This window comes from Acinetobacter sp. CY05, from assembly GCF_059515805.1.
The window spans coordinates 33,833-59,590 of record NZ_JCAKMW010000012.1 but is presented as its reverse complement, the minus strand read 5'-3'; the positions used below and the strand labels follow the sequence as shown (position 1 = coordinate 59,590).

Below are 25,758 nucleotides of genomic sequence, written 5' to 3'. Positions count from 1 at the left end.
ATGACCTCTTATCAAGTGATTGAAGCCTCTCGCCAGCATGCGCATGTGATTGAGTCCGACGCAGAAGCCTTAGCCATTGCAGCACAGTTAGCTGAGCAGTTTAAAGCAGGTGCAATCGCGCGTGATGCAAAACGCCTATTACCTTTTGAACACATTGAAGCCTATAGTCAATCGGGTTTATGGGCCATTACAGTACCTAAAATCTATGGTGGGGCTGAAGTCTCTCGTTTAACCCTTGCCAAAGTGATTGCATTGATGAGCGGTGTAGACGGTTCAATTGGACAAATTCCACAAAATCACTTCTATGCTTTAGAGGTATTACGTAATACAGGAAATGAACAACAAAAACAAAAACTGTATCAAGAGGTATTACAAGGTGCTCGTTTTGGTAATGCTCTTGCCGAGTTTAAAACCAAAAATGCCAGTCTAAAACAGACATCCATACAAGCAACTGAACAGGGCTACGTGATTAACGGTGAGAAATTTTATTGTACAGGCAGTTTATTTGCACACCGTATTCCAACTTTGGTCAAAGATGCCGAGCAACGAGAGTTTTTAGCTTTTATTCCAAGAGAAAGTGCAGGCTTAGAAGTTATTGATGATTGGAGCGGCTTTGGTCAACGCACCACAGGCAGCGGCACAGTTAAGTTTCATCAAGTTTCTGTCGCTGCCGAAGATGTCATTCCCTTTGATACTGCCTTTTCACAGCCCACCCTCGTTGGCCCAATTGCGCAAATTATGCATGCTGCCATCGAAGTTGGAATTGCACGTGCTGCTTTCGAAGAAATGCGCTCACGTATTCATCAAGCACGTCCTTGGATTGATGCTCAAGTTGATAGCGCCGCTCAAGATCCACTTACTATTTATGAAGTTGGTCGGATTGCAGTCGATGTGCGCGCCAGCGAAGTCTTACTCAAGCAAGCGGCACAATCGATTGATGCTGCCTACCCCGAGCCTAATGCCAACAATGTGGCCAAAGCTTCGATTGATGTGGCCAAAGTACGTGCCCATAGTTCAGAAACTGCGCTTAAAGCTGCCTCTAAATTGATTGAACTGGCAGGTAGCCGCGGGAGCCAACGTGAAGCAGGTTTAGACCGCTTTTGGCGCAATGCACGGGTACACACCTTACATGATGCTGCACGCTGGAAATATTATTTTATTGGGCAATTTGCATTAAATGGCACACTGCCACCACGTCGAGGGACTTTGTAATGCAACAGATTTTACTCAATGCCTTTGACATGAATTGTGTAGGGCATATTAATCATGGCTTATGGACGCATCCACGAGATGAATCACATCGTTTCGATCAACTCAGCTACTGGATAGACTTGGCACAAACTTTAGAACAAGGTTTATTCGATGGCTTATTTATCGCTGATATTACGGGCAGTTATGATGTTTATCAAAACAGTTTAGATTTAACTTTAAAAGAATCCATCCAGTTGCCAAGCCACGACCCAAGTACTTTAGTGTCTGCCATGGCAGCAGTGACACAACATTTGGGCTTTGGGATTACCGTGAATTTAAGCTATGAGAATCCGTATCAATTGGCACGGCGCTTTGCCAGCCTAGACCACTTAACCCAAGGTCGGATTGGCTGGAATATTGTCACAGGCTATTTAGACAGCGCAGCACGTTTAGTCGGTCAGACCAGCTTAACTGAACATGATTTACGTTATGAACAGGCCGAAGAATTTTTAAGCCTATGCTATAAATTTTGGGAAGGTTCTTGGCAAGAAGATGCGGTTCAAAAAGATAAAGCAGCTCGGGTTTTTACCGACCCCACTAAAGTACATGCGATTTACCATCAAGGTAAATTTTACCAAAGCCAAGGGGTGTTTCAAGTCGCACCCTCTATCCAGCGCACGCCCGTTTTGTTTCAAGCGGGTGCTTCAAGCCGTGGTTTAAGTTTTGCGACCGAGCATGCTGAAGCGATGTTTATTGGTGCAGATACACCTGAAAAAGTTCAAAAGCAAGTACACACTATTCGGCACTTGGCTAAGCAACAAGGACGTGATCCAGCGCTGCTCAAGTTATTTGTGGGCATTACTGTGGTTACAGCAGCAACAGATGCACAGGCCCACGAAAAATTTGCTGAATATTGTCGCTATGCCAGCCCAGAGGCCGGTCTGGCACATTTTTCAAGTTCAGTGGGAATAGATTTAGCGCGTTTCTCAGAACATGAGGCCATTCCCTACCAAAAAACCAATAGCATTGCTTCTGTGAATCAACGCTTTAAACAACAAAGTGTTAGCGTTGCTGACCTCAAACAACAACATATATTGGGCGGACGCTATCCGCTATTTATTGGCAGTGGGGCAAGCGTAGCACAGCAATTGATTGATTATTTAGATGAAACTGGCATTGACGGTTTTAACCTGACCCGTACGGTTGCACCTGAATCACATCAAGATTTCATTCGTTACGTGATACCCGAACTGCAACAACGCGGCCGCTATAAGACTGCTTATCAAGAAGGCAGCTTACGCCACAAACTTATCGGTCAAGGTGATCGTTTAGGCTCTAACCATCCCGTACACAATTACCGAATTGATCAAAACATCACTTCACAACACATAAGTGCATAATTTTAGGATATTGAACATGACAGCACAAACCAATAAAAAGAAATTACTAGGCCTTGGCGCAGTTGCAGCAGCGCTAATCTTAGGCTTGAGTGCATGGAGCCTTAATCAAAATACCGCTCATGAACAACTGGTGATCGGTATTAGCCCATCTTTTGCCAAACCCTTACAAATTGCTGCTGAAGAAGTTAAAGCTCAAGGGGTAGATGTCAAATTGGTTGAATTTTCCGACTGGAATACACCTAATATTACCTTAAACCATGGCGATATTGACGCGAACTTCTTCCAGCATCAACCCTTTTTAGACAATGCCAAAAAAGAAACTGATTTTAAAATTAAAGCCTTTGCCAAAGGTGCCGCCACTCACGTCGGTCTATATTCAAAAAAATATCAAAGCTTAGATCAGCTTCCACAAGAAGCGCGCGTAGCTATTCCCAATGATCCTGTCAATCAAGGCCGTGCCCTACAACTGCTGCAACAAGCAGGCCTGATTAGCTTAAAAGATGCAGATAACTATTTATCTAGGCTGAGTGACATTGCCACAAATCCAAAAAACTTTAAATTTATTGAAGTAGAAGGACCACAAACAGCCCGTGCTATTGATGATGTTGATTTAGCCTTTGGCTACCCACATTACTTACGCATGGCAAAAACGGCTGATCCAGAAAAAGCATTGCTCTTTGATGACAATACCAATAGCCGCTATGCCATCTTATTTGCAGTACGTGAAGACTACGAAGATAAAGGCGACAAACTTGCTAAATTTGTCCATGTCTATCAAAACTCACCCAAAGTAAAAGCAGCTTTGGATGCAGATTTTGGCAGCACTTTGTGGTTCCCAGGTTGGAAATAAGGAGAACGATATGGTGAGTTTTGGCGCACAGGTGGACTTTGCTGTTCCACATATTAAAATTCGTGACCTCAATAAATATTATGATGTGCAAGGTCGTCAGGTACATGCCTTAAAAAATATCCAACTGGATATTCCTCAAGGCAAGATTTTTGGCATTATTGGTAAAAGTGGCGCAGGAAAATCGTCTCTGATTCGTACTTTAAATGGTCTAGAAGCAATTAGCTCAGGCAGTATTCATATTCATGAGCAAAATTTAGCAGAATTGAGTCATCAAGATTTAATTCGACTACGTCAACGTATTGGTATGATTTTCCAGCACTTTAATTTAATGTCTGCCAAAACTGTATGGTCCAATGTCGCCTTACCCCTAAAAATTGCCGGTGTGGCGCCAGATCAAATCAAAAGCCGTGTAGATGAAGCCTTAAGTTTGGTCGGTTTAGCGGATAAAGCTGAGCATTATCCATCGCAACTTTCAGGTGGACAAAAACAGCGTGTCGGTATCGCGCGTGCTTTAGTGCATCATCCAGAAATTTTACTTTGTGATGAAGCAACCTCGGCGCTTGACCCAGAAAGTACCTCAGTGGTGCTGAGTTTACTTAAAGAAATTAATCAAAAATTAGGCTTAACCATCGTCTTAATTACCCATGAAATGCAAGTGATTCGCGAAATTTGTGATGAAGTGGTGGTGATTGAAGGCGGTGAAATTGTCGAGGCAGGACAAGTTTGGAAGGTGTTTTCACGTCCACAGCAAGCCATTACCCAAGAGCTGCTTAATCTTGAACAACTTGAATTGCCATTCGAGCTGCATTCACAGCCTCATGCAGACGATACCCATTGTATTTTAAAGTTGCGCTATGAATCTAATGTTCAACAGTCACCCGATTTAACGCAAATTTTTACAGTTTTTGATCACCCCGTACAATTACTACAAAGTCATGTGGATCAAATCCAAGGACATTTGATTGGTACGATCATTATTGCTGTACACAGTACATCTTTAGATCGATATCAGCTCAAACAAAAATTACAACAACACGTTGCAGGGGTAGAGGAGCTTGGCTATGCACGACCAACTTATTGATTTATTACTTACAGGCACCATTGATACTTTACTTATGGTTGGTATATCTGCCCTGTTTGCCTTTTTAATTGGTCTACCCATGGCAGTGGTTCTGGTCAGCACCTCAGAACATGGAATCTATCCTTCAAAAAGTACCAATCAAGCCTTAGGCTGGATCGTCAATATTACCCGCTCCATTCCTTTCTTAATTTTAATGGTCGCTCTCATTCCGCTGACACGTTTAATTGTTGGTACCAGTTACGGTGTGTGGGCTGCGGTGGTGCCATTGACTTTAGCAGCCACCCCTTTCTTTGCCCGAATTGCTGAAGTCAGTTTACGTGAAGTCGATCAAGGTTTAATTGAAGCGGCACAAGCGATTGGCTGTAACCGTAAACAAATTATTTGGCATGTGCTATTGCCAGAAGCGCTACCTGGCATTGTGGCAGGATTCACTGTGACCTTAGTCACCATGATCAACTCTTCTGCAATTGCGGGTGCGATTGGGGCTGGTGGCTTAGGTGATATTGCTTACCGCTATGGTTACCAACGTTTTGATATGCAAATCATGTTAGCCGTGATTGTTGTTTTGGTGGTTTTAGTGATGTTGGTACAAGCCACAGGCGATAGCATTTCTCAACAACTTGATAAACGTAAGATCTAAAAAAAGCCCCTCACTTGAGGGGCTTTTTTTAATAAAATAACTGACCAATTTTATAAACTAAAATTATCATCCCTGTGGCTGATGCCGACAAAACGCTTAACTCAATGATGCTCATTGTTTATCCTCCATAATTGACGCGCTTATAATTGTTTTACGTCAAATTCAGTATAACCATAAAAACAAAAAATTACAAAATATAGGTGAAATATCTATTTTTTTTACCTAAAAACACTTTAATTACGTTATTTGTAATTTTTATTGCTCTAAAAATGAGGCATTAATTGGTTTTAAAATAAATATATGTTATTGTTTTTATTTATATTTTATTAAAATATCGACTAAAAATCAGATTTTAGTACTGTAATTGAACCACTAGAATTACAAGACTCTTCTGTTAAATAAACAATTTTAGCCATGCGCCTACAGCACCTAAAGCATAAAATACCAAAAATAACAGACCTTTATTCAAAGCGAACATAAAAAATAAGGTTTTTTAGCCCTAAAAACTGCCACTTTGCTCCTTTCACGCGAAAAATCAGGCTTGAATCAGATTATTAAATTTATATTAAAAATCATATTGGACAGTAAAAAGGTGGCTTTCATCGAAAATGCACATAATTTTATTGCTTTTGCTCAGCCTCAACTGCCTTGCCTGCATAAGACCCATGTGCCACTAAAACACAGCTCAAGGTATAGATTTAAGTCGCACAAATCATTCTGAAATCTCCCCGATCTTAAACGATGTTTTGGCTCTGGTTGATCAGCATTATTTAACTTATCACATCACTGATGTCAGCTATCAGCTTAGCTGCCATGCAATTATGATTTGCTCTCATTTGAACCTCTAAGACTAAAGTTGCAGATGGGCCAGCACACCATAAAATTGCTTAAAAAAAACTCGTAATTGAGGGTTTTTTATCATTTTTTAAACAACTCGTTCAATCGAACATCTCAATTAAGCCCTTAATATTGGTATGACCAATTAAATATTGGTTCACCCAATATTGCAAAAAAATCACTTTAAAAATATGATTACCCGCAAAATTAGCACATATAGCTAATTTAGAGGGTAAATTGGTCTTACCAATTTAATATGAATGATAATTTTGTACTCGCTAGCATTTCAAGGAGATGACAATGCTGCAACAGTGGCAACAGATTTACGATCCCATGGGCAATATCTGGATTTCCAGTGCGATTGCCCTTATTCCGATTATCTTTTTCTTCTTAGCCTTAGCGGTTTTTCGTATGAAAGGCAGCGTTGCGGGTACGATCACTGTCGTATTGGCTTTACTCGTTTCGCTATTTGCTTATGACATGCCCATCGCTATGGCGTTTGCATCGCTTGGCTATGGTTTCTTGTATGGCTTATGGCCTATTGCTTGGATCATTCTAGGCGCTTTGTTTTTATATAAAATTTCGGTTAAAACCGGTCAATTTGACATTATTCGCTCTTCGATTTTGTCCATTACCGAAGATCAGCGTTTACAAATGCTGTTGGTGGGTTTTGCCTTTGGTACTTTTTTAGAAGGTGCTGCAGGTTTTGGTGCACCCGTAGCCATTACTGCAGCACTTTTAGTGGGCCTCGGCTTTAAACCGCTTTATGCAGCAGGTCTTTGCCTGATCGTCAATACTGCACCAGTAGCCTTTGGCGCTATGGGGATTCCAATTATTGTCGCAGGGCAAGTCTCTGGTGTGGACACCATGGAAATTAGCCAAATGGTCGGTCGTCAATTGCCGTTTATGGTACCGATTGTCCTGATTTGGATTATGGCGATTATGGATGGTTGGCGCGGTGTGAAAGAAACCTGGCCTGCGATCTTTGTCGGTGGTGGTTCATTTGCCTTAGCACAATATTTAACCTCTAATTTTGTGGGTCCGGAATTACCCGATATTACCGCAGCCATTGCCGCATTAGTAAGCTTAACGCTCTTGCTCAAATACTGGCAACCCAAACACATTTTCCGTTTTAAAGATGAAGATGCACAAGTTGACTCAAACGTTTTAGCAGATGCCAATAAAAAATATAGCATTGGCCAAATTGCCAAGGCATGGTCGCCATTTGCGATTTTAACGGCGATGGTGACGCTGTGGAGTATTAAACCATTTAAGGATTTGTTTGCTAAAGGTGGCCCACTAGAACACTTGGTGTTTTCTTTTGAAGTGCCATTTTTACATCAAATGATTCAAAAGCTACCACCTGTTGTGCCTGATATCAAAGATTATGACGCGATTTATAAATTTGATTGGCTCTCTGCCACAGGTACCGCCATTTTTATTGCAGCGATGATTACCATGTTGTATTTAAAAATGAAGCCACGCGATGCGGTGACAACTTTTGCAGAAACCTTTAAAGATTTAAAAACGCCAATCTATTCAATTGGTATGGTGCTGTCATTTGCATTTATTGCTAACTACTCAGGTATGTCAGCAACCCTAGCATTGGCTTTGGCACATACGGGTGATGCTTTTGTGTTCTTCTCACCATTTTTAGGTTGGGTTGGGGTGTTTTTAACGGGTTCAGACACTTCTGCCAATGCGCTATTCTCTGCCCTACAAGCCACAACTGCGCAGCAAATTGGTGTACCAGAAGTGTTGTTGGTTGCAGCCAATACCAGTGGTGGGGTGACCGGTAAGATGATTTCCCCGCAATCGATTGCGATTGCCTGTGCTGCGGTGGGTTTAGTGGGTAAAGAATCAGATTTATTCCGCTTTACTGTGAAACACAGTATCGTGTTTACCATCATGATCGGTATTATTATCACCTTACAAGCATATGTCTTCCCATGGATGATTCCATAAGTGGCAATTAAGGTGATTCAGGTATGAAAGTTTCCGAAAAAGTGGTGCAAAGTCTTAAAACTTTAGTTGAAACCCAACAACTACAAGTCGGAGATCGACTACCTGCAGAGCGTAAATTATGTGAGCAACTTGGGGTTTCGCGTTCATCCTTACGCGAAGCCATCCAGCAATTGGTCAGCCAAGGAATGCTGTATAGCCGTATGGGTGCGGGTAATTATTTACAGCAATTGCCACAGCATTGGTCACAGCAGCAAATTGTACAACCGATTAGTCATTTAATGGATGAAGATCCAGCTTATCGTTTTGATGTACAAGAGGCACGCTTGATTTTAGAAGGTGGCTGTGCATGGCATGCAGCAACGCGCGCCACACCTGAAGATTTAGCCAAAATTCGCCGCTGCTATGATCAGATTAGTCACTTTCAAGCCTTGGTCGATGACCACCAAGCTGCCAAAGCCGATGCTGAATTTCATTTGGCTATTGCCGAAGCATCGCACAATTTAGTGCTGATTCAAATGATGCGCAGTCTATTTGATCTGCTGGAATATAACGTGGTATTGGGCCGTCGTAAGGTCTATACCGAGTATAACCGTTACGATCAACTGCGTGACCAACATTATCAAGTCATGGCCGCGATCGAACGTCGTGATCCAGAGGCTGCGCGCCAAGCCGTATGTGGTCACATCGAGTATATCATTGAACAAGTGCGTGCGATTGACGAAGCCGATGCGCGTCGTCAACGTGCCAGTCGATTAAACAGGATCTCATTATGATTATCTCTTCTGCAAATGATTACCGTGAAGCCGCGCGTCGTCGCTTGCCACCTTTTTTGTTCCACTATATTGATGGTGGCGCTTATGCAGAATATACCTTAAAGCGTAACGTTGAAGATTTATCGCAAATCGCCTTACGTCAACGTGTCCTCAATGACATGTCACAATTGTCATTAGAAACCAAACTGTTTAATGAAACCTTATCCATGCCCGTGGCGCTGTCGCCTGTAGGTTTAACGGGCATGTATGCACGCCGTGGCGAAGTCCAAGCTGCCGTTGCAGCAGACAAAAAAGGCATTCCTTTTACCTTATCGACTGTTTCTGTCTGCCCCATTGAAGAAGTAGCACCTGCCATTCAGCGCCCGATGTGGTTTCAGTTGTATGTACTACGTGACCGTGGCTTTATGAAAAATGCCCTAGAGCGTGCCAAAGCCGCAGGTTGCTCTACCTTGGTGTTTACTGTGGATATGCCAGTACCGGGTGCACGTTACCGTGATGCCCATTCAGGCATGAGCGGCCCCAATGCAGCGATGCGTCGTTATATGCAATCCTGCATGCATCCACATTGGGCATGGAATGTTGGCATGATGGGTCGCCCGCATGATCTGGGCAATATCTCCAAATACTTAGGTAAACCGACCGGTCTTGAAGATTATATTGGCTGGTTAGGCGCCAATTTTGACCCTTCAATTTCATGGAAAGATTTAGAGTGGATTCGTGATTATTGGGATGGCCCAATGGTCATTAAAGGCATTTTAGATCCGGAAGATGCCAAAGATGCAGTACGTTTTGGTGCCGATGGGATTGTGGTGTCCAATCATGGCGGTCGTCAGTTAGACGGTGTCTTATCATCGGCACGTGCCCTCCCCCCGATTGCCGATGCAGTAAAAGGTGATCTGAGCATTTTAGCCGACTCAGGTATTCGTAACGGCTTGGATGTAGTGCGTATGTTAGCCCTCGGCGCAGATACTTGTATGCTGGGCCGTGCTTTTGTGTATGCCTTAGGTGCTGCAGGCGGTGCTGGAGTCAGCAATCTACTTGATTTGATTGACAAAGAAATGCGCGTTGCCATGACTTTAACTGGCGCACGCACGATTGCCGATATTACCCAAGATTGCTTAGTAAAATTAGACCGCGAATTGAAACAAGGATAAGTCGACATGCATGTTCAAGCTGGCTTTAATGCTCAAGATACTTTAAAACGACTACAACAAGTAGTGGGTAAAACCCATGTACTCACTGATGATCAAGATACGCGTCTATATCGTCAAGGTCGTCGTTATGGGGCCGGTGAAGTCTTTGCTGTCGTGAGTCCAGGCAGCCTGCTTGAGCAATGGCGTGTGTTAGAAATTGCCGTGGCTGCCGATTGTATTGTGATTATGCAAGCGGCCAACACCGGTTTAACTGGGGGTTCTACCCCATTTGGCGATGATTATGATCGTCCTATTGTGCTGATGAGCACGCGTCGCTTACAAGGTGTTCAGGTCATTAATGATGCCAAGCAAGTGGTCTGTTTACCGGGTGCAACCTTAGATGCTTTAGAAAAGCAACTGGCGCCTCATGGCCGTGAACCGCATTCTGTGATTGGTTCTTCATGTATTGGCGCTTCCGTTTTAGGTGGCGTATGCAACAACTCAGGCGGTGCTTTAGTGCGCCGTGGCCCTGCCTATACCGAACTTGCCCTTTATGCGCGTGTCAATGAACTCGGTCAATTAGAACTGATTAACCACCTAGGCATCCATTTAGGTCACAGCCCTGAAGAGATTCTAACCCGCCTCGAACGTGGTGATTACCAAGCCCAAGATATTCAACAAGATGAGCATCGCTGTGGTTCCGACCGTCATTATCAGCACGATGTTTGTCAAGTTGATGCCGATACCCCAGCACGCTTTAATGCTGATCCATCACGTTTATTTGAAGCGTCAGGCTCTGCAGGTAAAGTCTGCGTATTTGCGGTACGTCTCGATACTTTTGAAAAAATTCCTAGCCAAGTATTTTATGTGGGCACCAATTCACAAGATGACTTAACTGCAATTCGGCGTTTTTTACTCACCGATTTACCACGTTTACCCATTGCAGGTGAATATATTCACCGCGTGGCCTATGACATTGGTGCCCAATACGGTAAAGACAGCTTTTTATTTATTGAAAAATTTGGTACCGCCAAAGTACCCGCGGCCTTTGCCATGAAAGACAAAGTCGATGGCTACTTAAACAAATGGGGTCTGCGCGGTTTAAGCGATAAAGCCTTACAACTGCTGACTAAATTTTTACCGTCACATTTACCCAAGCGCATGAATGATTTCCGCGATTTATACGAACATCATTTAATTTTACGGATTGAAAATCAAGATGTTGCACAGGTAGAGCGCTTCTTAAAACAGTATTTTAGCGCCATGCAAAGTGGTGACTATTTCTTATGTGATGAAGATGAAGGTCGCAAAGCCTTTTTACACCGTTTTGCGATTGCTGGTGCAGCGATTCGTTATCGTGATACCCATCTAGATGAAGTCGAAGACATTGTCGCGCTAGATATTGCCCTACGTCGTAATGACCGCGAATGGGTGGAAACATTGCCTGCGGAGATGGACGACAAAATCATCCATAAATTGTATTACGGGCATTTTATTTGCCACGTGTTCCATCAAGATTATATTGTCAAAAAAGGTGTTGATCCCTTAAAGATGGAACATGCAATGTGGAAACTACTCGATCAACGCGGGGCTGAATATCCAGCGGAGCATAATGTGGGGCATCTCTATGTCGCAAAGCCTGCCCTGAAACAGCATTACCAATACCTAGATCCAACCAACCGTTTTAACGTGGGGATTGGACATACCTCGAAACGTAAATATTGGCAGTAATGTCAATCTCGTGACTCAAAGCACAATACTTACATAATTGAGTCATCGCATTGAGGCTGTATACTCGGGTCTGTGATACAGCCTCTATTTTTTAAATGTTGAAAAGTTACGCAATGCCAGAAAGAGAATTCAGGTAAAATAGCGCATTATTGTAAAAGCATATGTCGTCGGGAGATGGAACTCAATGTTTGAACTGGATTTCAAGCTACTCAGCATTTTTTATTATATTTATAAATTCAAAAGTGTCTCAGCCACCGCAGATCATTTGGCCTTAAGCCAACCTGCAGTGAGTAATTTGCTCAATAAGATTCGTCACTATTATAAAGATCCGCTCTTTGTACGCATTGGTAATGAAATGGTACCCACTGAATTGTCCAAACAGTTATTTCCTTTGGTCAGTGAGGTACTCAGTAAAGTCGAGGTCATTCAAAACTATACCGTACAGTTTGATCAATTGAATTCACAACAACAATTTACCATTGCCATGACCGATGTGGCACATTTGGTGTTATTGCCCCAAATGTCACAGTATTTAAAACAGCATGCACCTAAAGTCAAACTCAATGTACGCGCCATGACCTCAGAAACCAGCTATCAAATGGCCAATGGTGAAATTGATCTGGCGATGGGTTTTTTACCGCATTTAGAAAATGGCTTTTATCAGCAAAAACTGTTCGAACAACATTATGTGGTGATTTCTGCCAAAAATCATCCCCGGCTTAAAGGCGATACCTTAACCATTGAAGAGTATTTACAAGAATCGCATATTGATATTGATGCCGGTATTGGCCATTACCATATCGAAAATGAGTTACTTAGATTGGGGGTAAAACGCGACTTTCTGATGCGTTTACCTAGCTATTTAGGGGTTGGACTAGTAGTTCAAGAAACTGAAGCCATCGCTACAGTGCCTTATTATTTAAGTGAAGTGTTGCTCGCCCGTGGAAATCTTAAAATTTTACAAGCACCTATTGCTTTCCCAACCTACGCCATTAAACAATATTGGCATCTGTCATCGCATCATAAAACCAGTCATGAGTGGTTACGTCACATGTGTTATGAGGTTTTAGTCAGATAAAAAACCAATAAATATATAGATAAAGCCTCTAAGTAAGATAAAGATAAAATTTGCTTAATATTTAAACACATACGATTTATGACATATTTTGCAATACGATTTTTGGACTTTAAGTAGTGACTATAAATATAAAATAACTATGATAGCGGGCTATTCTTTTTAGGCAGCCTCCCTCTCTTTATGTCTTCTGCTATTTTTAAAATTCTATCAAGTGCGGTTCTGAGTTTTACACTTGTTGGTTGTATGCAAACCACATCCTTACAAGACAATAAACGCCAACAGTTGATTCTGATTCCTGAGAAAATATGGCACAACAACGCGGATAAAGCCTATCAAGAGGTGATCGATGATCTTACCGAAAGTGGCACCATTATTTATGATCAACGCCTCAACAAGATCATGCAAAGATTACAACCTGTCGCTTACGAGTACCGTCCTGATTCGCGCCACTGGGACTGGGAAATTAGTGCTGTAATGAGCAACCAACTCAATGCCCATGGTTTTGCCGGTGGCAAAGTCCTCTTGCATCAAGGTATGTACTGGAGTTTGAACTTGAACGATGATGAGTTGGCTTATGTGATTGCCCATGAAATGGCACACGCTTTACGCGAACACAGCCGTGAACGCGTCAGCACGGGTATGTTATTTGGGCCATTAGCAGCACTTAAACATCAAGGTAAGTCCATGACAGAGACTCTTGAACAAGAAGCTGATTTATTGGGTTTAGAGATGATTGAAAAAGCGGGTTACAACCCAGAAGCAGCCATCACTTTCTGGGAAAAATATCAACGTGAAAGTACCCGCCGCGCCCAAAATGGTGGAGATGAGCCATTAATGACACAAAGTTTTATGGATCAACGTATCCAAGCAATCGAATCACGCTTAGGTAGCTTATAAATTTAACGATCTACTCTCGTTTATATGATTAAAATTTCTAATTTTTTTAACGCATAATATGCTCTATTTTTGTGCGTTTTTTTTATTTTATGCCATCAGCTTTTGCATATATTTGTTCCAAAATCAATTCTTCTGTACCATCCTGCCCCATTTTTTACCCTATAAGTTTTACTAATAGTTGAGCTCAAAAAATATTGTTTGCCTGTCTAAAAATAAACAGGCTATGTTGTGAACAAGAACTAAAAAGTAGCGAGAATAACAATGCAAATTAATCCATCACGTTTATGGAACAGTCTCATGGAGATGGCTCAAGTCGGGGCAACCGAATTAGGTGGCAGCTCACGTCTGGCTTTAACAGATGAAGATATTGCGGGACGTGCATTATTAATTCAATGGGCGCGCGACTTAGGTCTAAGCATTGGCTACGATGCCATTGGTAACTTATTTTTACGTCGTGAAGGCAGTGAAAATCTAGCCCCGATTGTCATGGGTAGTCATTTAGATACTCAGCCTAAAGGTGGCCGTTTTGATGGGATTTATGGGGTATTAGCAGGCTTTGAAGTTCTGCGTACCTTAGACGAACATCAAATTCCTCATCGCCATCCCATTGAAGTGGCAGTATGGACCAACGAAGAAGGATCACGCTTTCCGCCCGCAATGATGGGCTCTGCAGCCTTTATGGGTAAAATTGCCTTAGAAGATGTACTGGCTACCGCAGACAAACATGGGATTACTGTAGCCGAGGAGTTAGAGCGTCATCAGCAACAAGGTAATTTGGCCTTGGGACGTGCTTTTAGTGCTTATTATGAAGCGCATATTGAACAAGGGCCAATTTTAGAAGCCAATCAACGTGACATTGGTGTGGTTACTGGTGGGCAAGGAATTTTATGGCTCAATGCCAAGACCATCGGTAAAGCTGCCCATGCAGGCACTACACCCATGCATATGCGCCATGACAGTATGCTCGCTACAGCGAATATGATGAGCGCTTTAGAAACAATGATTTTAGAACAATTCCCTGATGCTTTAATCACCTTTGGCGAACTCAATGTTCCGCATGCCTCACGTAACACCATCCCACCTTATATCACCTGGAGTATTGATATTCGTCATCCTGACGATCAGGTGTTGTTGCAAATTGAACAAATCGCACAGGAGATCATGCAGCAGCACGCCAGCAAACGGGGGGCGCAAATTGAGATCACCCGACTATGGCTCAGTCCCGCGTATAAATTTGATCCATCTAGCATCGAAAATGTACGCAGCTCGGCCATGGAACTGGGTTTGACTCAACAAAATATCATTAGTGGTGCAGGTCATGATGCTTTCTTAATGTCACTCCATTGTCCAACCGCCATGATTTTTATTCCTTGTGAAGGGGGGTTAAGCCATAACGAAGCAGAAAATATTACCCCTCTACAAGCCCAACACGGCGCGAGCGTATTATTAAGTAGCATCTTAAAAGCTGACCAACAACAGCATTTAGCACGCGTCAGTTAATCCTCGTATTTAGGCACAGGTGCCTCTTTGAGGCACTTTACCCAAAGACCGCAATAACAATCAAAATCGGAGCGGCATATGCATAGCACATCATCGACCTCAGAAACATTAAATCCAGAGCTTACAGAAACACAAACAGCGCCCGTCTCACAACGTAAAATCATTTTAGCTGGGAGTGTAGGCAATGCAGTGGAATGGTTTGACTGGACCATTTATGCCACCTTTGCAGTCTTCTTTTCCAAACAATTCTTTGCCACCACCAGCACTACCTCAGCCATGCTCGCCACCTTTGCTATTTTCGCAGTTGGTTTTTTTATGCGGCCACTCGGCGGAATTGTGATTGGAATTTTCTCTGACCGTTTTGGCCGTAAAGCCTCGCTAAGCTTAACCATTATCATGATGGCTGTGGGTTCATTAATGATTGGTTTATCACCTACCTATGAAACCATTGGCGTGTTGGCCCCGATTATTTTGGTCATTGCTCGCTTATTACAAGGCATGTCCTTAGGGGGTGAATTTGCCTCGGCTGCTACTTATTTATCAGAAATGGCGCCGCCTAAACGCCGTGGTTTTTTCTCAAGCTTTTTATTTTTAAGTGCTGCATTTGGAATTTTAATGGCCTCAGGCATGGCTTGGTTACTCACCACAATCTTAACTGATGCCCAAATGCATGATTATGGTTGGCGTATTCCATTTATTTTAGGTGCAATTGGCGGCTTAGTCGGGATCTGGATTCGTCGCTCTGTACCTGATAGCGCGATGGGACATAAAGAGTCTAAAGTTAAAAACCCACTGAAATTTCTCATTAAACATCATCCTAAATCTCTGTTGCGTGTGGTGGGAATTTCCATCCTGACCACTTTCTCATTTTATGTGTTTGTGATTTATGTACCTACCTACGCGATTAATGTGTTAGGTACACCGCCGACTGTGGCCTTTGCCGCCAATACCATTGGTTTGGTAATCTTTATGCTGTGCCAGCCTTTATTTGGCATGATGTCAGATCGTTTGGGCCGTCGTCCGCAATTGATTGTATTCGCTTTAGGTTACTTAATTTTCTTTTATCCTGTCATTAAAGGCATGGATGGTTCGTTTAGCTCAATCTTATTAGCCGAGTTGTTTGGCTTACTGCTGTATGGCTTATATACCTCGATTGGTCCTGCGGTACTCTCGGAACAGTTTCCAACTCAAGTACGGGCTGTAGGTATTGGGGCACCGTATAACATCATGAATGCTTTATTAGGCGGTACAACACCCTACGTGCTGACTTGGCTACAAAGTATTGGTAAACAAGATTATTACTACTTCATTATTTTAGTCGGTGCAGCACTGACTTTAATAACCTTCTTAAAAATGCCTGAAACCGCTGGTAAAAAACTTGACGAAATTACTTAAATCCTGAATATTAAATCTCATCCAGCCCACGGGCTGGATTTTCTTGGAGCACTTTTTGCTTTTAAGTCATAAGAATTAAAATGAAGATCAAATATGCATGCACATGTATTGGTAGATAAATGTAATTGGGCTTTGCTACGCACGTTTAGGATTATTGTTCAAGAAGGTAGCCTCAACAAAGCGGCTATTAAACTTTGTGTCACCCAATCAGCTTTAAGTCAAAGTTTAAAGCGTTTAGAGCAACAAGTAGGGAGTTGCTTAATTCAACGCCAAAAGGGCCAGTTTCAGTTAACCTCAGTGGGTGAAATTGTTTTTGAAGCCAGTTTAATGATTTATACCCAGCTTACTGAAATTGAACAGCGTTTAAAAAGCCAAGAGAATACCTTATCTGGTACGATTCGTTTGTTGGTATTAAGCCGGGTACAATCGGCACGTTTTGATCGAGTCTTACATGATTTTCACCAAAAATATCCTTTAGTCGATTTTCAAGTAGATGTCCACAAGAGTCCTGAGATCCAGCAGTTATTACTACAAAAAGTTCCAGCTTTAGGTTTAGCACTCAGCCCTAAGCATTCGCCAAAAATGCACTATCAGGTGCTCATTCGACAGCATTATGCTTTATTTTGTGGTCAAGGCCATGCCTTATATCAGCAAAAAATTGAGCAACTTGAACAAATCGCAGGCCATGGGTTTATTTCCTTTCATCAAGATCAACTCGATGATATTAACTCGCACTTACATGATATCCGCGACAAAATTTTGCAACAAAATAAGCTCTTGGTGACCACCAATAATTTAGATGAAGTGATGCGCTTTATTAAAAATGGCTTTGGTTTTGGTCTGTTGCCGAAACATATTGTTGCAGCCAGCCCCTCTCCACAAGCCTTTAAACAACTGCCACCTTTTCCAGATGTCGGGATCGCACCGATTTATTTGCAATGGCATAAAGAGCGTGAATTGTCTTTAATTGAGCAATATTTTGTGCAAGAGTTACGTGCAACTTTTGCCAGTAACTAAAAAAAGGGGCAAATCGCCCCTTTAATTGTCAAGATGATTAAACGTTGGACAGCAGAACCTGTTCATACATAACACGCAACTCTTTTTTGAGCATTTTCCCTGTCTCACTTAAGGGAATACTCTGAGCAAAAATCACCCGATCTGGAATCTGCCACTTGGCAATTTTACCTTGGTAATACGCCAGTAATTCATCTTCTGTCAATGTGCTTTCTTCAGCTTTAATCGCAATCAACACCGGACGTTCATCCCACTTTGGATGAATCGCAGCAATCGCCGCTGCCATTTTAATCTCCGGATGGCCCATCGCAATATTTTCAAGCTCAACTGAGGAAATCCATTCTCCCCCTGATTTAATTAAATCCTTAGCACGATCACTAATATGCATAAATCCATCTTGATCTAAAGTGGCAATATCACCGGTATCAAACCAGCCATCTTCAGTTAAAGCAGACTGATCTTTGCCATAGTAACGATCAATAATCCAATGACCTTTAATTTGCAAGTTACCAATACTTTGGCCATCATGAGGAACGGCTTCACAGCCCTGTTCCCCCTTACATAAGCGCAAACTCACCCCAAATGGTGGACGGCCTTGCGACAACCGAATGTTAGCGCGCTCTTGCTCAGATAATTGGCTATGTTTGGCTTTGAGTTGATTGGATGATCCGAGTGGACTAGTTTCAGTCATACCCCAAGCGTGAATGGTTTCACAGGCAAATTTTTCTTTAAAGGTTTGAATCATACTTGGTGGACAAGCCGCCCCCCCCACAATATTACGATTCATACTCTCAAGCGTACTGCCCATGGCGGTGGCTGCGCTAATTAGACCTTGCCAAATGGTGGGTACACCTAAAGCTAAAGTCACTTGGAATTGATCAATCATCTTCACCAAACTTTCGCCATCGAGCTGTGGACCAGGTAGAACTAAACTGGCACCCACCGCAGCAGCGGCATACGGAATCCCCCATGCATTCACATGAAACATTGGCACGACAGGCATAATGACATCACGTGCTGATAGATTCATTGAATCAGGTAAGCTGATTGCATAACTATGCAACACTGTAGAACGGTGGCTATACAACACACCTTTAGGATGACCTGTCGTGCCTGAGGTGTAGCATAAAGAGCTAGCCGTAGTTTCATCGAAAATTGGCCATTCTAGTTGACCATCTTGAGCACTAATCAATTGATCATAAAAATGCACTTGAGGAAGTGCATCAGCAATCGCCTGATCGAAACCATCTAAACAAATAAAATGTTGCACCGTTGGGATTTGATCAATGACTGCTTGTACCAAAGGCAAAAAAGTCTTATCAAAAATAATCACCTGGTCTTGAGCATCATTAACAATAAATTCGACTTGTTCAGGAAATAGACGTGGATTAATGGTATGACAGATCAGACCTGTCCCAGAAATCGCATACCATGCTTCTAAATGACGATGATTGTTCCATGCAATTGTAGCGACGCGTTGGCCTTGCACCACGTCTAAAGCCGACAATGCTTGCGCAAAGCGCTTTGCATTATGTGCAATCTCAGCCCAACTGGTTTGGGTAATACTATGATCAGTATTTTTTGAAATCACTGCAGTATCTGCATGGTAACATTCAGCATGTTCAATCATGCTACTGATCAGCAAAGGTTGAAACATCATTCGTCCTAACATAGGCATATCCTTATGGTTTTGGTCATTTGACCCATATTATTGTCCCTTTTTAGCCAAAGTAAGGCATGTAGGATCGTAATTGCTCAAAATCATAGCAAATCCTTTTTCTAAAAACCATGATCCCCCAACAAAGTAAATCATTGTTTTTATTTATTTTTTAAATTTATAACGTTTACAAAACATACAGATAAAAGTATTTCAAAATATGTCTAATTGCACTAAAATTAAGCGTTTTTTATTCATTTTCTCTACTATTAGACTCAATTTATATTGAAATTGATTCTATTTTCAGACCAAGCACGCTATTTTGTGCTGTATTTTTGTGATTGCTACTGCCCCGATGATGTTTTTTGCTGATCTCCCCCCTGTGGTTTTAACTGCTTTTGGTTTTCTTTTATGTTTAATTTGCGTATGGCTATTTCTGCGTATACGCAATTATATGGCTGTTAAGTTGGTCCCATTTAAGAAGGGGCAGCGCTACTGGTGTAAGGTGATTGCAGTGAGTGATGGCGATACTATTAGCTGCCAGCGTCTGAATTTACGTCGTTCACAAAGTAAAATGCGCTTTGCTTATATCGACGCACCAGAATCTAAACAAGCTTATGGGGCTGAGGCTACAAAATTAGTGCGCAGCTTGATTTTAAACAAATGGGTGCGAGTTGAAATCACTGATAATGACCGCTATGGGCGTCAGGTTGGTGTCGTGTACCGCCGTGGCAAAAATATTAATCAAGAACTGGTCAAACGCGGCGCTGCGTGGGTGTATGAAGACTATATTCGTGATCAAGCAGTGAAAAAACATATGCTCAGTCTACAAGCCAAAGCCAAAGCCAAAAAGCGTGGGCTTTGGCAAGCCTCACGCCCGATTAATCCGAGTGTTTATCGTAAAATGAATTAATTAGATCGCCAGCTCCAAGGGTGGTTGTAACATATGTTCTGCCGATAACGCATATTTCAGCACCTCTTCAGAGAGTAAACCTTCTTGACGCACTAAATCTAACACGCTTTGTCCCGTACTCTGCGCTAATTGAGCAAGACGCGTGGTGGCTTCATAACCCAAATACGGATTCAGTGCTGTAATAATGCCAATCGAATGTTCGACATTGGCACGGCACTGCGCCACATTGGCTTCAATACTCCGAATACAGAATTGATTAAACATCTGTAAACTACGGCTCATTAAATCTAAAGAATCAAATAGTTTAAAGGCAATTAAGGGCTCCATAGCATTGAGCTGAAATTGCCCCGCATCAGCTGCTAAGGTAATGGCAAGATCATTGGCTACGACTTGAAAAGCAGCCATATTCATTGCTTCAGGAATCACCGGATTGACTTTCCCCGGCATAATAGAGCTGCCCGGTTGGCGTGGCTCTAAGTAAATCTCATTGAGTCCAGCGCGTGGTCCACTGGAGAGTAAGCGTAAATCATTGGCAATTTTAGACAGCTTGGTTGCGGTACGTTTTAAATAACCTGATAACAGCACAAAGTCGCCCATATCCGAGGTTGCAGCTATTAAATCGCTTGAACTTTGAATATTTTTTTGGCTGATACGAGTTAACGCGGCTATGGCTAATTCTTGATAATGGGCCGGCGCATTAATGCCAGTACCAATCGCTGTCCCGCCTAAATTGACCTGTTGCAAAACGCTCGGCACGGTCTCTAGTAGCTTTAAATCTTGCTGTAAAACAGAGGCAAAAGCATGGAACTCCTGTCCAAGGGTCATAGGCACAGCATCTTGCAATTGGGTACGCCCCATTTTTAATACATCATGTAAAGCAAGACCTTTGGCATTTAAACGCTCAACCAACGCATGCAACTGCAAACGGTAATCTTCTAGATAGTTTAATAACGCCAAACGAATGGCGGTAGGATAAACGTCATTGGTAGACTGCGACATATTCACATCATTATTAGGATGTAAATATTGATATTGGCCTTTGTGATAGCCCATGTGTTCTAAAGCAATATTACAAATCACTTCATTGGCATTCATATTGGTGGATGTGCCTGCGCCCCCTTGTAACATATCAAGTGGAAACTGCTCTAAAAATTGACCTTGTAGCAATTGTTGGCAAGCATAGACAATCGCTTGGTATTTTTCTTCAGTTAACAACTTGAGTTGATAATTCGCTTCAGCTGCTGCCATTTTCACCATCGCTAGCGCCTGAATAAAATAAGGATACTGATTTAGCTTATTTTGAGTTAAATCAAAGTTTTCCAATGCACGTAACGTCTGGATCCCATAATAATATTGCTGATCTACTTGTTTCGTTCCGAGTAAATCTTTTTCTAAACGAGCACTTACTTGCGTCATAGCTGTATACATCTAAAAGGAGATTAAGCTCATGCTAACGCTGTCAACCATCGGCTCGCCAATGCATTTCTTGCTTGTCATATGCATTTTTTGCATACTGATACACAACATAAAAAACAATACTCACACGACACGATGGATAGTATATGAGCCTAGAGATTCGTTGGATTGAAGATTTACTGGCCATAGAACATACCGGCTCTTTGTCACGCGCTGCAAGTTTACGCTGTGTTAGTCAACCCGCTTTTAGCCGTCGGATTCAACAACTGGAGCAGCAACTCGGTTTTAGTATTTTACAACGTGATGCCAAGCAACTGACCTTTACTGAGGCAGGTTTGGTGCTGCTCAATAGTGCTAAAACTATGGCCAAGCAAATGAGTGAAACCATGGCTTTATTGCATAATATGCACAAAGAAAATAATTTAAATATTCGCTTTGCAGTGGCTCATTCACTGACATCACAATTTTTTTCGCATTTTTTACAATTTTTTCCTAATAATATCAGTCACTTTAAAATTGAAATGCAAGCCACCAATGTTTTTGAAGGCATTCAACTCCTAAAACAAGGTTTATGCGATTTTATGTTGTGTTATGCCGATGACCAACTGTTAGATCGTGTGAGCCAAGGTATGTTTCAGTCCATTCAACTGGGCAGTACTGATATTGTTCCCGTGTGTCTAGTCAATGAAAATCAACAGCCAAAATTTGATATCCATGCTCCCTTCCCCTTAATTAGTTATAGTCCTAAGGCCTACTTACAACAATTAGTGAGTAAAATTCTTACCCAACATACACTTAAAGCGCAGTTATTGTATGAAACTGACAATGCGAACAATATTAAAGATTTAGTTTTACAAGGTCGTGGCATTGCGTGGTTACCGCGTCTGACAATTGAACAAGAATTACAGCAACACCAACTCATCATCTGTGATGAACATTTAAGTTATCCGGCGCAACAAATTTTTTTACTTAAGCTTAATCTAACGCAACGTGAATCGATTGAGCAATTATGGCAACACCTTTGTCTGCCCAGTCAGCATTAAGTTCAAAAATCGTATTTTTAGATTTATTTTATTATTTTTATCGTTTTTACTCATTTAATATTTAGCTTTATATTAAGTTTATACCAGGTAGCCAGCAACTTGCTCAAACCTTGCTGGGCTACCGACCAAATGCTTTTTCTCCCAATCTATGCTTTAGCTTGGGATTTTTTTTGCCAGCTGATTTACCGGTAGATTAAGTAGCCTTATGATCTGTTGCACTTGCTGTAACAGACTGATTTCCTGACCTTTTAACATCACCAATTGTGCTGCTATTGGCTCATGCTGCCGAGCATAACCGATTGGAAAACTACAAGCAGGCAGGTCTAAATAGTTAAATGGTCTAGAATATGGCCCAACAGTATGGCAACTGCTATCTTCGGCATTTAATGGTGGAGCAAAGCCTGGCAACATCGGTAATAATAGTGCGGCTTGCTGATCTAAAGATGCTGCAAAAGCTGCATAATAGGCATCCCGCTTTGTAATTAAGCTTTGATAATAGGGTGCTGAAATCTGTGCTCCACGTTGAATTCGATGCCGTACAATCGACCACATTGGTGTATTTTCATCGTCAGCTAGATGGTGATAAAGTTGATAACCTTCATAAGCGATTATATCTGAGCACCAATCGGATAACTGCTGAAAATTAAAATCCTGTGGGGGCTGCCAGGCTGTTAAAGCATAGCCCTGTTGCTGTAAATGATGCAGTTGTGCTTGCCAAACCGTATAAACCTCAGGCTCTAATGACTCAGGAAAATGGTTTTCTGATAAATAATAGATCGGTATGTTGGGGTGAAACGTCTGAGCTACTGGTCGTAACTGGGTATAAAGCTCAAGTAAATCTTCACTGGATCTTGCCATTAAGCCGACACTATCTAAAGATGCTGCTAAAGGCAGATTACCTTGACCATTCAGTTGGTCATGACTAGGTTTAAACCCCAAAATACCATTCATTGCTGCTGGCACACGCACCGAGCCACCAGTATCACCGCCAACTGCCAGAGGAGCGAGCCCAGCGGCCACTGCAACTGCACAGCCAGAAGAGGATCCACCCGGAGCAACAGGTTTGGCATAGCAAGGATTGCGTGGTGTGCCCTGTATTGGATTTTGGCCAGATAAGCCAAAAGCCAGTTCAGTCATTTTAGCACGCGCCACAATCACTAGACCTAAGGCTTCAAGCTGCGTGATGATAGCAGCATCTTGCTGCTCTAATTGATTCAGATATGTTGTACCTGCCCAAGTCACTTCACCTGAAATGGCAAAGCTATCTTTGACAATCATGGGTACTCCATGTAAGGGACTCAGATATATCCCTTGGGCTGCCAATTGGTCTAAGCGAGCTGCTTGCTGTAATGCACGCTGAGTAAGCAACTGACTGATACAATTGAGCTCATCATGATCTTTAATACGTTGAATAAAATATTGGCTTAACTCAACTACAGTTACTTCACCCTGTTGAACAGCAAGGCTTAAATCAAGTGCGGATAGTTTAGAATAATGATGCATAGAGAACGCTAGCTTATTTTTTAGCACAGCATAGCGTCTTTTTAACCTTACAATATAGTCTTTTTACATTTTTTAAAATGCGGAGCGATCGTAGTTAATTGCTTCTAAATCATAAACTTGATAAATACAATCAAATAAGGCCTTGATATCTTTACTTTCATCCATGCAACGCGTGGCCATAAATATAGGGCTCACTGCATTTTCATCTAAAATAGGAATATAATGTAGATGGGTCAACTGTAGGGTCTTAGCACTCTCTGACACAATACAGATTCCTTCACCTGCTGCCACTAAGCCTAATACCAACTGAATTTCGCGTACCTCACGAAACTTTTTTGGCTCTAAACTGTACTCAGAAAATAGATTCATAATTTGGCTAGAGAAGTTTGGTTTAGGCTGAGCAGGATATAAGAAAATTGCTTCATCCACTAAATCTGCCAAATATACACCTTGCTTTTGCTGCTTCAATTTTGAATTATGCAGGGTATCGTTTACTGCTCATAAGCACTTCGTTAATTAGCCATTTTATCTAATTAAAAGGTGTCTACAAAATCGGTGGCTATTCATACAGCAACGCATAAATTGGTTGATAAAGCCAAGGTGATTGTTGCCGAGGATTTAACCTCTCCAATTCAAAGTAAGCGTAGCTATGGTAAAAACACCAATAGACGCTTAAATACATGGGCTAAAGGCTTATTAGCTGATGTTCTAACAGGTATATCTCACCGTAGAGGTTCTACGCTGCATCTAGTCAATACTGCATACACTTCGCAAAGTGATTCTTTCTTACGTGGGCTTTTAATAGGCACACGCAAGGGAGATCGCTTTCACCATTTTAATGGGGAAGTTGTGCAAGCTGATTGGAATGCTGTAAGAAACGTGCTTGCAAGATTAAACGACAATGAGATCAGTCGTTATACGCCTTACAAGACTGTAAAGCGCATATTGCAAGAATGGACTGACCGCTATAAGTCGGAACTGACCGACTCAGGCTCTAGTTACACGCTTGGCAACAAGACATTAACAGAGTGCGAATTAGTCCTTGACTATGTTTGACTACATTTTAAGGAACAGCTATTTACAGCACATGATTTATCCCTATTATTTTACCTTCAAACTCTTGCATAGCATCAATTAATACCTCCCATAAATATAAAGAAGCTGATCTATCACACAAGATACTGAATTTTGGACAAGTTGTATCACTAACATTAAATACGATTGCATTAACACGAGCGACAGAGGTTTGTACAATTTGACCCGGCTTAAATGCTTCATCCATTAAATCTACGCCACAAAGTTTTGCCATAACCATTGCTACAGATTCCCCGGTAAGCATCAGCCATGCATGGCTGTCTTGCCGTGGCAATATATAATTCAATTTCGTTTCATCCATTTGCCAGGTACACTCTAACTCATTGACACGGGCACCAAAATCTTTAATTGAACCTAAGATTATATATTCCGCTGCAGAAAGACGACCCACCACACTACCATCAATCTGCTCTAAAAAGGTATTCGGCATCGATGGTGTACTATACCCTCGTTTTTGTAAGTATTCTTGTGCATCTGTGCCACGAAAACCAACACGAGAAAGATGGGTTAAATCAATTAAAGCACATTTTTTTAGTTGCGATTTTTGATCAGATGTTGACAAAAACTGCTTGCCGTCGCCGTAGAGATCATACGGTTTACATGTATGCTGAATTAAACTGCGCTCTACTGTATATAAATTTTGCAT

21 protein-coding genes and 1 pseudogene are annotated in these 25,758 nt (G+C 41.9%); 17 read left to right on the top strand and 5 right to left on the bottom strand.

All coding sequences use genetic code 11. The annotated features are described in order from the left end of the window. The 14 genes from AC5YCD_RS09900 to AC5YCD_RS09835 all read left to right on the top strand — a co-directional run bounded on the left by AC5YCD_RS09900 (position 1) and on the right by AC5YCD_RS09835 (position 17,488). Positions 1–1,212 carry an SfnB family sulfur acquisition oxidoreductase gene (locus AC5YCD_RS09900; RefSeq protein ID WP_496129879.1) on the top strand — a complete coding sequence of 404 codons (1,212 nt, stop codon included), beginning with the start codon at positions 1–3 and terminating at the stop codon, positions 1,210–1,212. Continuing rightward, positions 1,212–2,591, top strand: a complete 1,380-nt coding sequence (locus AC5YCD_RS09895; RefSeq protein WP_496129878.1) for an LLM class flavin-dependent oxidoreductase — start codon at positions 1,212–1,214, stop codon at positions 2,589–2,591. Before AC5YCD_RS09900 ends, AC5YCD_RS09895 begins: the two co-directional genes overlap by 1 nt. A gap of 16 nt (positions 2,592–2,607) precedes the next feature. Continuing rightward, on the top strand, positions 2,608–3,441 hold the full coding sequence (locus AC5YCD_RS09890) for a MetQ/NlpA family ABC transporter substrate-binding protein (protein WP_496129877.1): 834 nt from the start codon (positions 2,608–2,610) through the stop codon (positions 3,439–3,441). A 10-nt stretch (positions 3,442–3,451) separates the two neighbouring features. Next, the gene (locus tag AC5YCD_RS09885) at positions 3,452–4,522 is read left to right on the top strand and encodes a methionine ABC transporter ATP-binding protein (RefSeq protein ID WP_496129876.1); all 1,071 of its coding nucleotides are present in this window, start codon (positions 3,452–3,454) and stop codon (positions 4,520–4,522) included. Further along, positions 4,503–5,162: a methionine ABC transporter permease gene (locus tag AC5YCD_RS09880; RefSeq protein ID WP_496129875.1), complete on the top strand. Its 660-nt coding sequence runs from the start codon at positions 4,503–4,505 to the stop codon at positions 5,160–5,162. The genes AC5YCD_RS09885 and AC5YCD_RS09880 overlap by 20 nt, the downstream gene beginning before the upstream one ends. Before the next feature lie 1,131 nt (positions 5,163–6,293). Next, entirely contained in the window at positions 6,294–7,964 is a 1,671-nt protein-coding gene (gene lldP, locus AC5YCD_RS09875; RefSeq protein WP_496129874.1) for an L-lactate permease, read from the top strand. Positions 7,965–7,987: 23 nt separating this feature from the next. Then, on the top strand, positions 7,988–8,737 hold the full coding sequence (gene lldR / locus AC5YCD_RS09870; protein ID WP_496129873.1) for a transcriptional regulator LldR: 750 nt from the start codon (positions 7,988–7,990) through the stop codon (positions 8,735–8,737). Beyond that, positions 8,734–9,891, top strand: a complete 1,158-nt coding sequence (gene lldD, locus AC5YCD_RS09865; RefSeq protein ID WP_496129872.1) for an FMN-dependent L-lactate dehydrogenase LldD — start codon at positions 8,734–8,736, stop codon at positions 9,889–9,891. The genes lldR and lldD overlap by 4 nt, the downstream gene beginning before the upstream one ends. A gap of 6 nt (positions 9,892–9,897) precedes the next feature. Then, on the top strand, positions 9,898–11,601 hold the full coding sequence (dld, locus tag AC5YCD_RS09860; protein ID WP_496129871.1) for a D-lactate dehydrogenase: 1,704 nt from the start codon (positions 9,898–9,900) through the stop codon (positions 11,599–11,601). A gap of 184 nt (positions 11,602–11,785) precedes the next feature. Next, complete coding sequence (locus AC5YCD_RS09855; protein ID WP_496129870.1) at positions 11,786–12,679, top strand: LysR family transcriptional regulator; 894 nt, start codon at positions 11,786–11,788, stop codon at positions 12,677–12,679. A 180-nt stretch (positions 12,680–12,859) separates the two neighbouring features. Continuing rightward, entirely contained in the window at positions 12,860–13,576 is a 717-nt protein-coding gene (locus AC5YCD_RS09850) for a M48 family metallopeptidase (protein WP_496129869.1), read from the top strand. A 261-nt stretch (positions 13,577–13,837) separates the two neighbouring features. Then, positions 13,838–15,076 (top strand): Zn-dependent hydrolase, encoded by a 1,239-nt coding sequence (locus tag AC5YCD_RS09845; protein WP_496129868.1) that lies wholly within the window; start codon positions 13,838–13,840, stop codon positions 15,074–15,076. A 78-nt stretch (positions 15,077–15,154) separates the two neighbouring features. Then, the gene (locus tag AC5YCD_RS09840) at positions 15,155–16,471 is read left to right on the top strand and encodes an MFS transporter (protein ID WP_496129867.1); all 1,317 of its coding nucleotides are present in this window, start codon (positions 15,155–15,157) and stop codon (positions 16,469–16,471) included. Positions 16,472–16,564: 93 nt separating this feature from the next. Beyond that, positions 16,565–17,488, top strand: coding sequence for a LysR family transcriptional regulator (locus AC5YCD_RS09835; protein WP_496129866.1), 924 nt, complete (start codon positions 16,565–16,567; stop codon positions 17,486–17,488). Between the two features lie 37 nt (positions 17,489–17,525). On the opposite strand, the gene AC5YCD_RS09830 is transcribed toward AC5YCD_RS09835, so the two are convergent. Further along, complete coding sequence (locus tag AC5YCD_RS09830; RefSeq protein WP_496129865.1) at positions 17,526–19,157, bottom strand: long-chain-fatty-acid--CoA ligase; 1,632 nt, start codon at positions 19,155–19,157, stop codon at positions 17,526–17,528. Positions 19,158–19,500: 343 nt separating this feature from the next. Between AC5YCD_RS09830 and AC5YCD_RS09825 the strand changes: the two genes are divergently transcribed. After that, positions 19,501–20,055 carry a thermonuclease family protein gene (locus AC5YCD_RS09825; protein ID WP_496129915.1) on the top strand — a complete coding sequence of 185 codons (555 nt, stop codon included), beginning with the start codon at positions 19,501–19,503 and terminating at the stop codon, positions 20,053–20,055. On the opposite strand, the gene AC5YCD_RS09820 is transcribed toward AC5YCD_RS09825, so the two are convergent. Further along, the gene (locus AC5YCD_RS09820; protein ID WP_496129864.1) at positions 20,056–21,471 is read right to left on the bottom strand and encodes an aspartate ammonia-lyase; all 1,416 of its coding nucleotides are present in this window, start codon (positions 21,469–21,471) and stop codon (positions 20,056–20,058) included. Positions 21,472–21,617: 146 nt separating this feature from the next. On the opposite strand from AC5YCD_RS09820, the gene AC5YCD_RS09815 reads away from it, so the two are divergent. After that, positions 21,618–22,514, top strand: a complete 897-nt coding sequence (locus tag AC5YCD_RS09815) for a LysR substrate-binding domain-containing protein (RefSeq protein WP_496129863.1) — start codon at positions 21,618–21,620, stop codon at positions 22,512–22,514. A 153-nt stretch (positions 22,515–22,667) separates the two neighbouring features. Here the strand turns inward: AC5YCD_RS09815 and AC5YCD_RS09810 are convergent, their stop codons facing one another. Continuing rightward, complete coding sequence (locus AC5YCD_RS09810) at positions 22,668–24,017, bottom strand: amidase (protein WP_496129862.1); 1,350 nt, start codon at positions 24,015–24,017, stop codon at positions 22,668–22,670. Between the two features lie 72 nt (positions 24,018–24,089). After that, a pseudogene (locus tag AC5YCD_RS09805) lies at positions 24,090–24,485 on the bottom strand (LysR substrate-binding domain-containing protein); the annotation flags it as partial. Between the two features lie 87 nt (positions 24,486–24,572). On the opposite strand from AC5YCD_RS09805, the gene AC5YCD_RS09800 reads away from it, so the two are divergent. Beyond that, positions 24,573–25,073, top strand: a complete 501-nt coding sequence (locus tag AC5YCD_RS09800) for a hypothetical protein (RefSeq protein ID WP_496129861.1) — start codon at positions 24,573–24,575, stop codon at positions 25,071–25,073. Positions 25,074–25,095: 22 nt separating this feature from the next. Here the strand turns inward: AC5YCD_RS09800 and AC5YCD_RS09795 are convergent, their stop codons facing one another. Further along, a complete protein-coding gene (locus AC5YCD_RS09795) occupies positions 25,096–25,758 on the bottom strand; it encodes a sarcosine oxidase (protein ID WP_496129860.1) in 663 nt (220 codons plus the stop codon).

Bases quoted from the DNA above. Each gene is read 5' to 3' on its own strand.
- AC5YCD_RS09900 (WP_496129879.1), top strand. From the start codon at position 1: ATGACCTCTTATCAAGTGATTGAAGCCTCTCGCCAGCATGCGCATGTG.
- AC5YCD_RS09895 (WP_496129878.1), top strand. From the start codon at position 1,212: ATGCAACAGATTTTACTCAATGCCTTTGACATGAATTGTGTAGGGCAT.
- AC5YCD_RS09890 (WP_496129877.1), top strand. From the start codon at position 2,608: ATGACAGCACAAACCAATAAAAAGAAATTACTAGGCCTTGGCGCAGTT.
- AC5YCD_RS09885 (WP_496129876.1), top strand. From the start codon at position 3,452: ATGGTGAGTTTTGGCGCACAGGTGGACTTTGCTGTTCCACATATTAAA.
- AC5YCD_RS09880 (WP_496129875.1), top strand. From the start codon at position 4,503: ATGCACGACCAACTTATTGATTTATTACTTACAGGCACCATTGATACT.
- lldP (WP_496129874.1), top strand. From the start codon at position 6,294: ATGACAATGCTGCAACAGTGGCAACAGATTTACGATCCCATGGGCAAT.
- lldR (WP_496129873.1), top strand. From the start codon at position 7,988: ATGAAAGTTTCCGAAAAAGTGGTGCAAAGTCTTAAAACTTTAGTTGAA.
- lldD (WP_496129872.1), top strand. From the start codon at position 8,734: ATGATTATCTCTTCTGCAAATGATTACCGTGAAGCCGCGCGTCGTCGC.
- dld (WP_496129871.1), top strand. From the start codon at position 9,898: ATGCATGTTCAAGCTGGCTTTAATGCTCAAGATACTTTAAAACGACTA.
- AC5YCD_RS09855 (WP_496129870.1), top strand. From the start codon at position 11,786: ATGTTTGAACTGGATTTCAAGCTACTCAGCATTTTTTATTATATTTAT.
- AC5YCD_RS09850 (WP_496129869.1), top strand. From the start codon at position 12,860: ATGTCTTCTGCTATTTTTAAAATTCTATCAAGTGCGGTTCTGAGTTTT.
- AC5YCD_RS09845 (WP_496129868.1), top strand. From the start codon at position 13,838: ATGCAAATTAATCCATCACGTTTATGGAACAGTCTCATGGAGATGGCT.
- AC5YCD_RS09840 (WP_496129867.1), top strand. From the start codon at position 15,155: ATGCATAGCACATCATCGACCTCAGAAACATTAAATCCAGAGCTTACA.
- AC5YCD_RS09835 (WP_496129866.1), top strand. From the start codon at position 16,565: ATGCATGCACATGTATTGGTAGATAAATGTAATTGGGCTTTGCTACGC.
- AC5YCD_RS09830 (WP_496129865.1), bottom strand. From the start codon at position 19,157: ATGTTAGGACGAATGATGTTTCAACCTTTGCTGATCAGTAGCATGATT.
- AC5YCD_RS09825 (WP_496129915.1), top strand. From the start codon at position 19,501: ATGTTTTTTGCTGATCTCCCCCCTGTGGTTTTAACTGCTTTTGGTTTT.
- AC5YCD_RS09820 (WP_496129864.1), bottom strand. From the start codon at position 21,471: ATGACGCAAGTAAGTGCTCGTTTAGAAAAAGATTTACTCGGAACGAAA.
- AC5YCD_RS09815 (WP_496129863.1), top strand. From the start codon at position 21,618: ATGAGCCTAGAGATTCGTTGGATTGAAGATTTACTGGCCATAGAACAT.
- AC5YCD_RS09810 (WP_496129862.1), bottom strand. From the start codon at position 24,017: ATGCATCATTATTCTAAACTATCCGCACTTGATTTAAGCCTTGCTGTT.
- AC5YCD_RS09795 (WP_496129860.1), bottom strand. From the start codon at position 25,758: ATGCAAAATTTATATACAGTAGAGCGCAGTTTAATTCAGCATACATGT.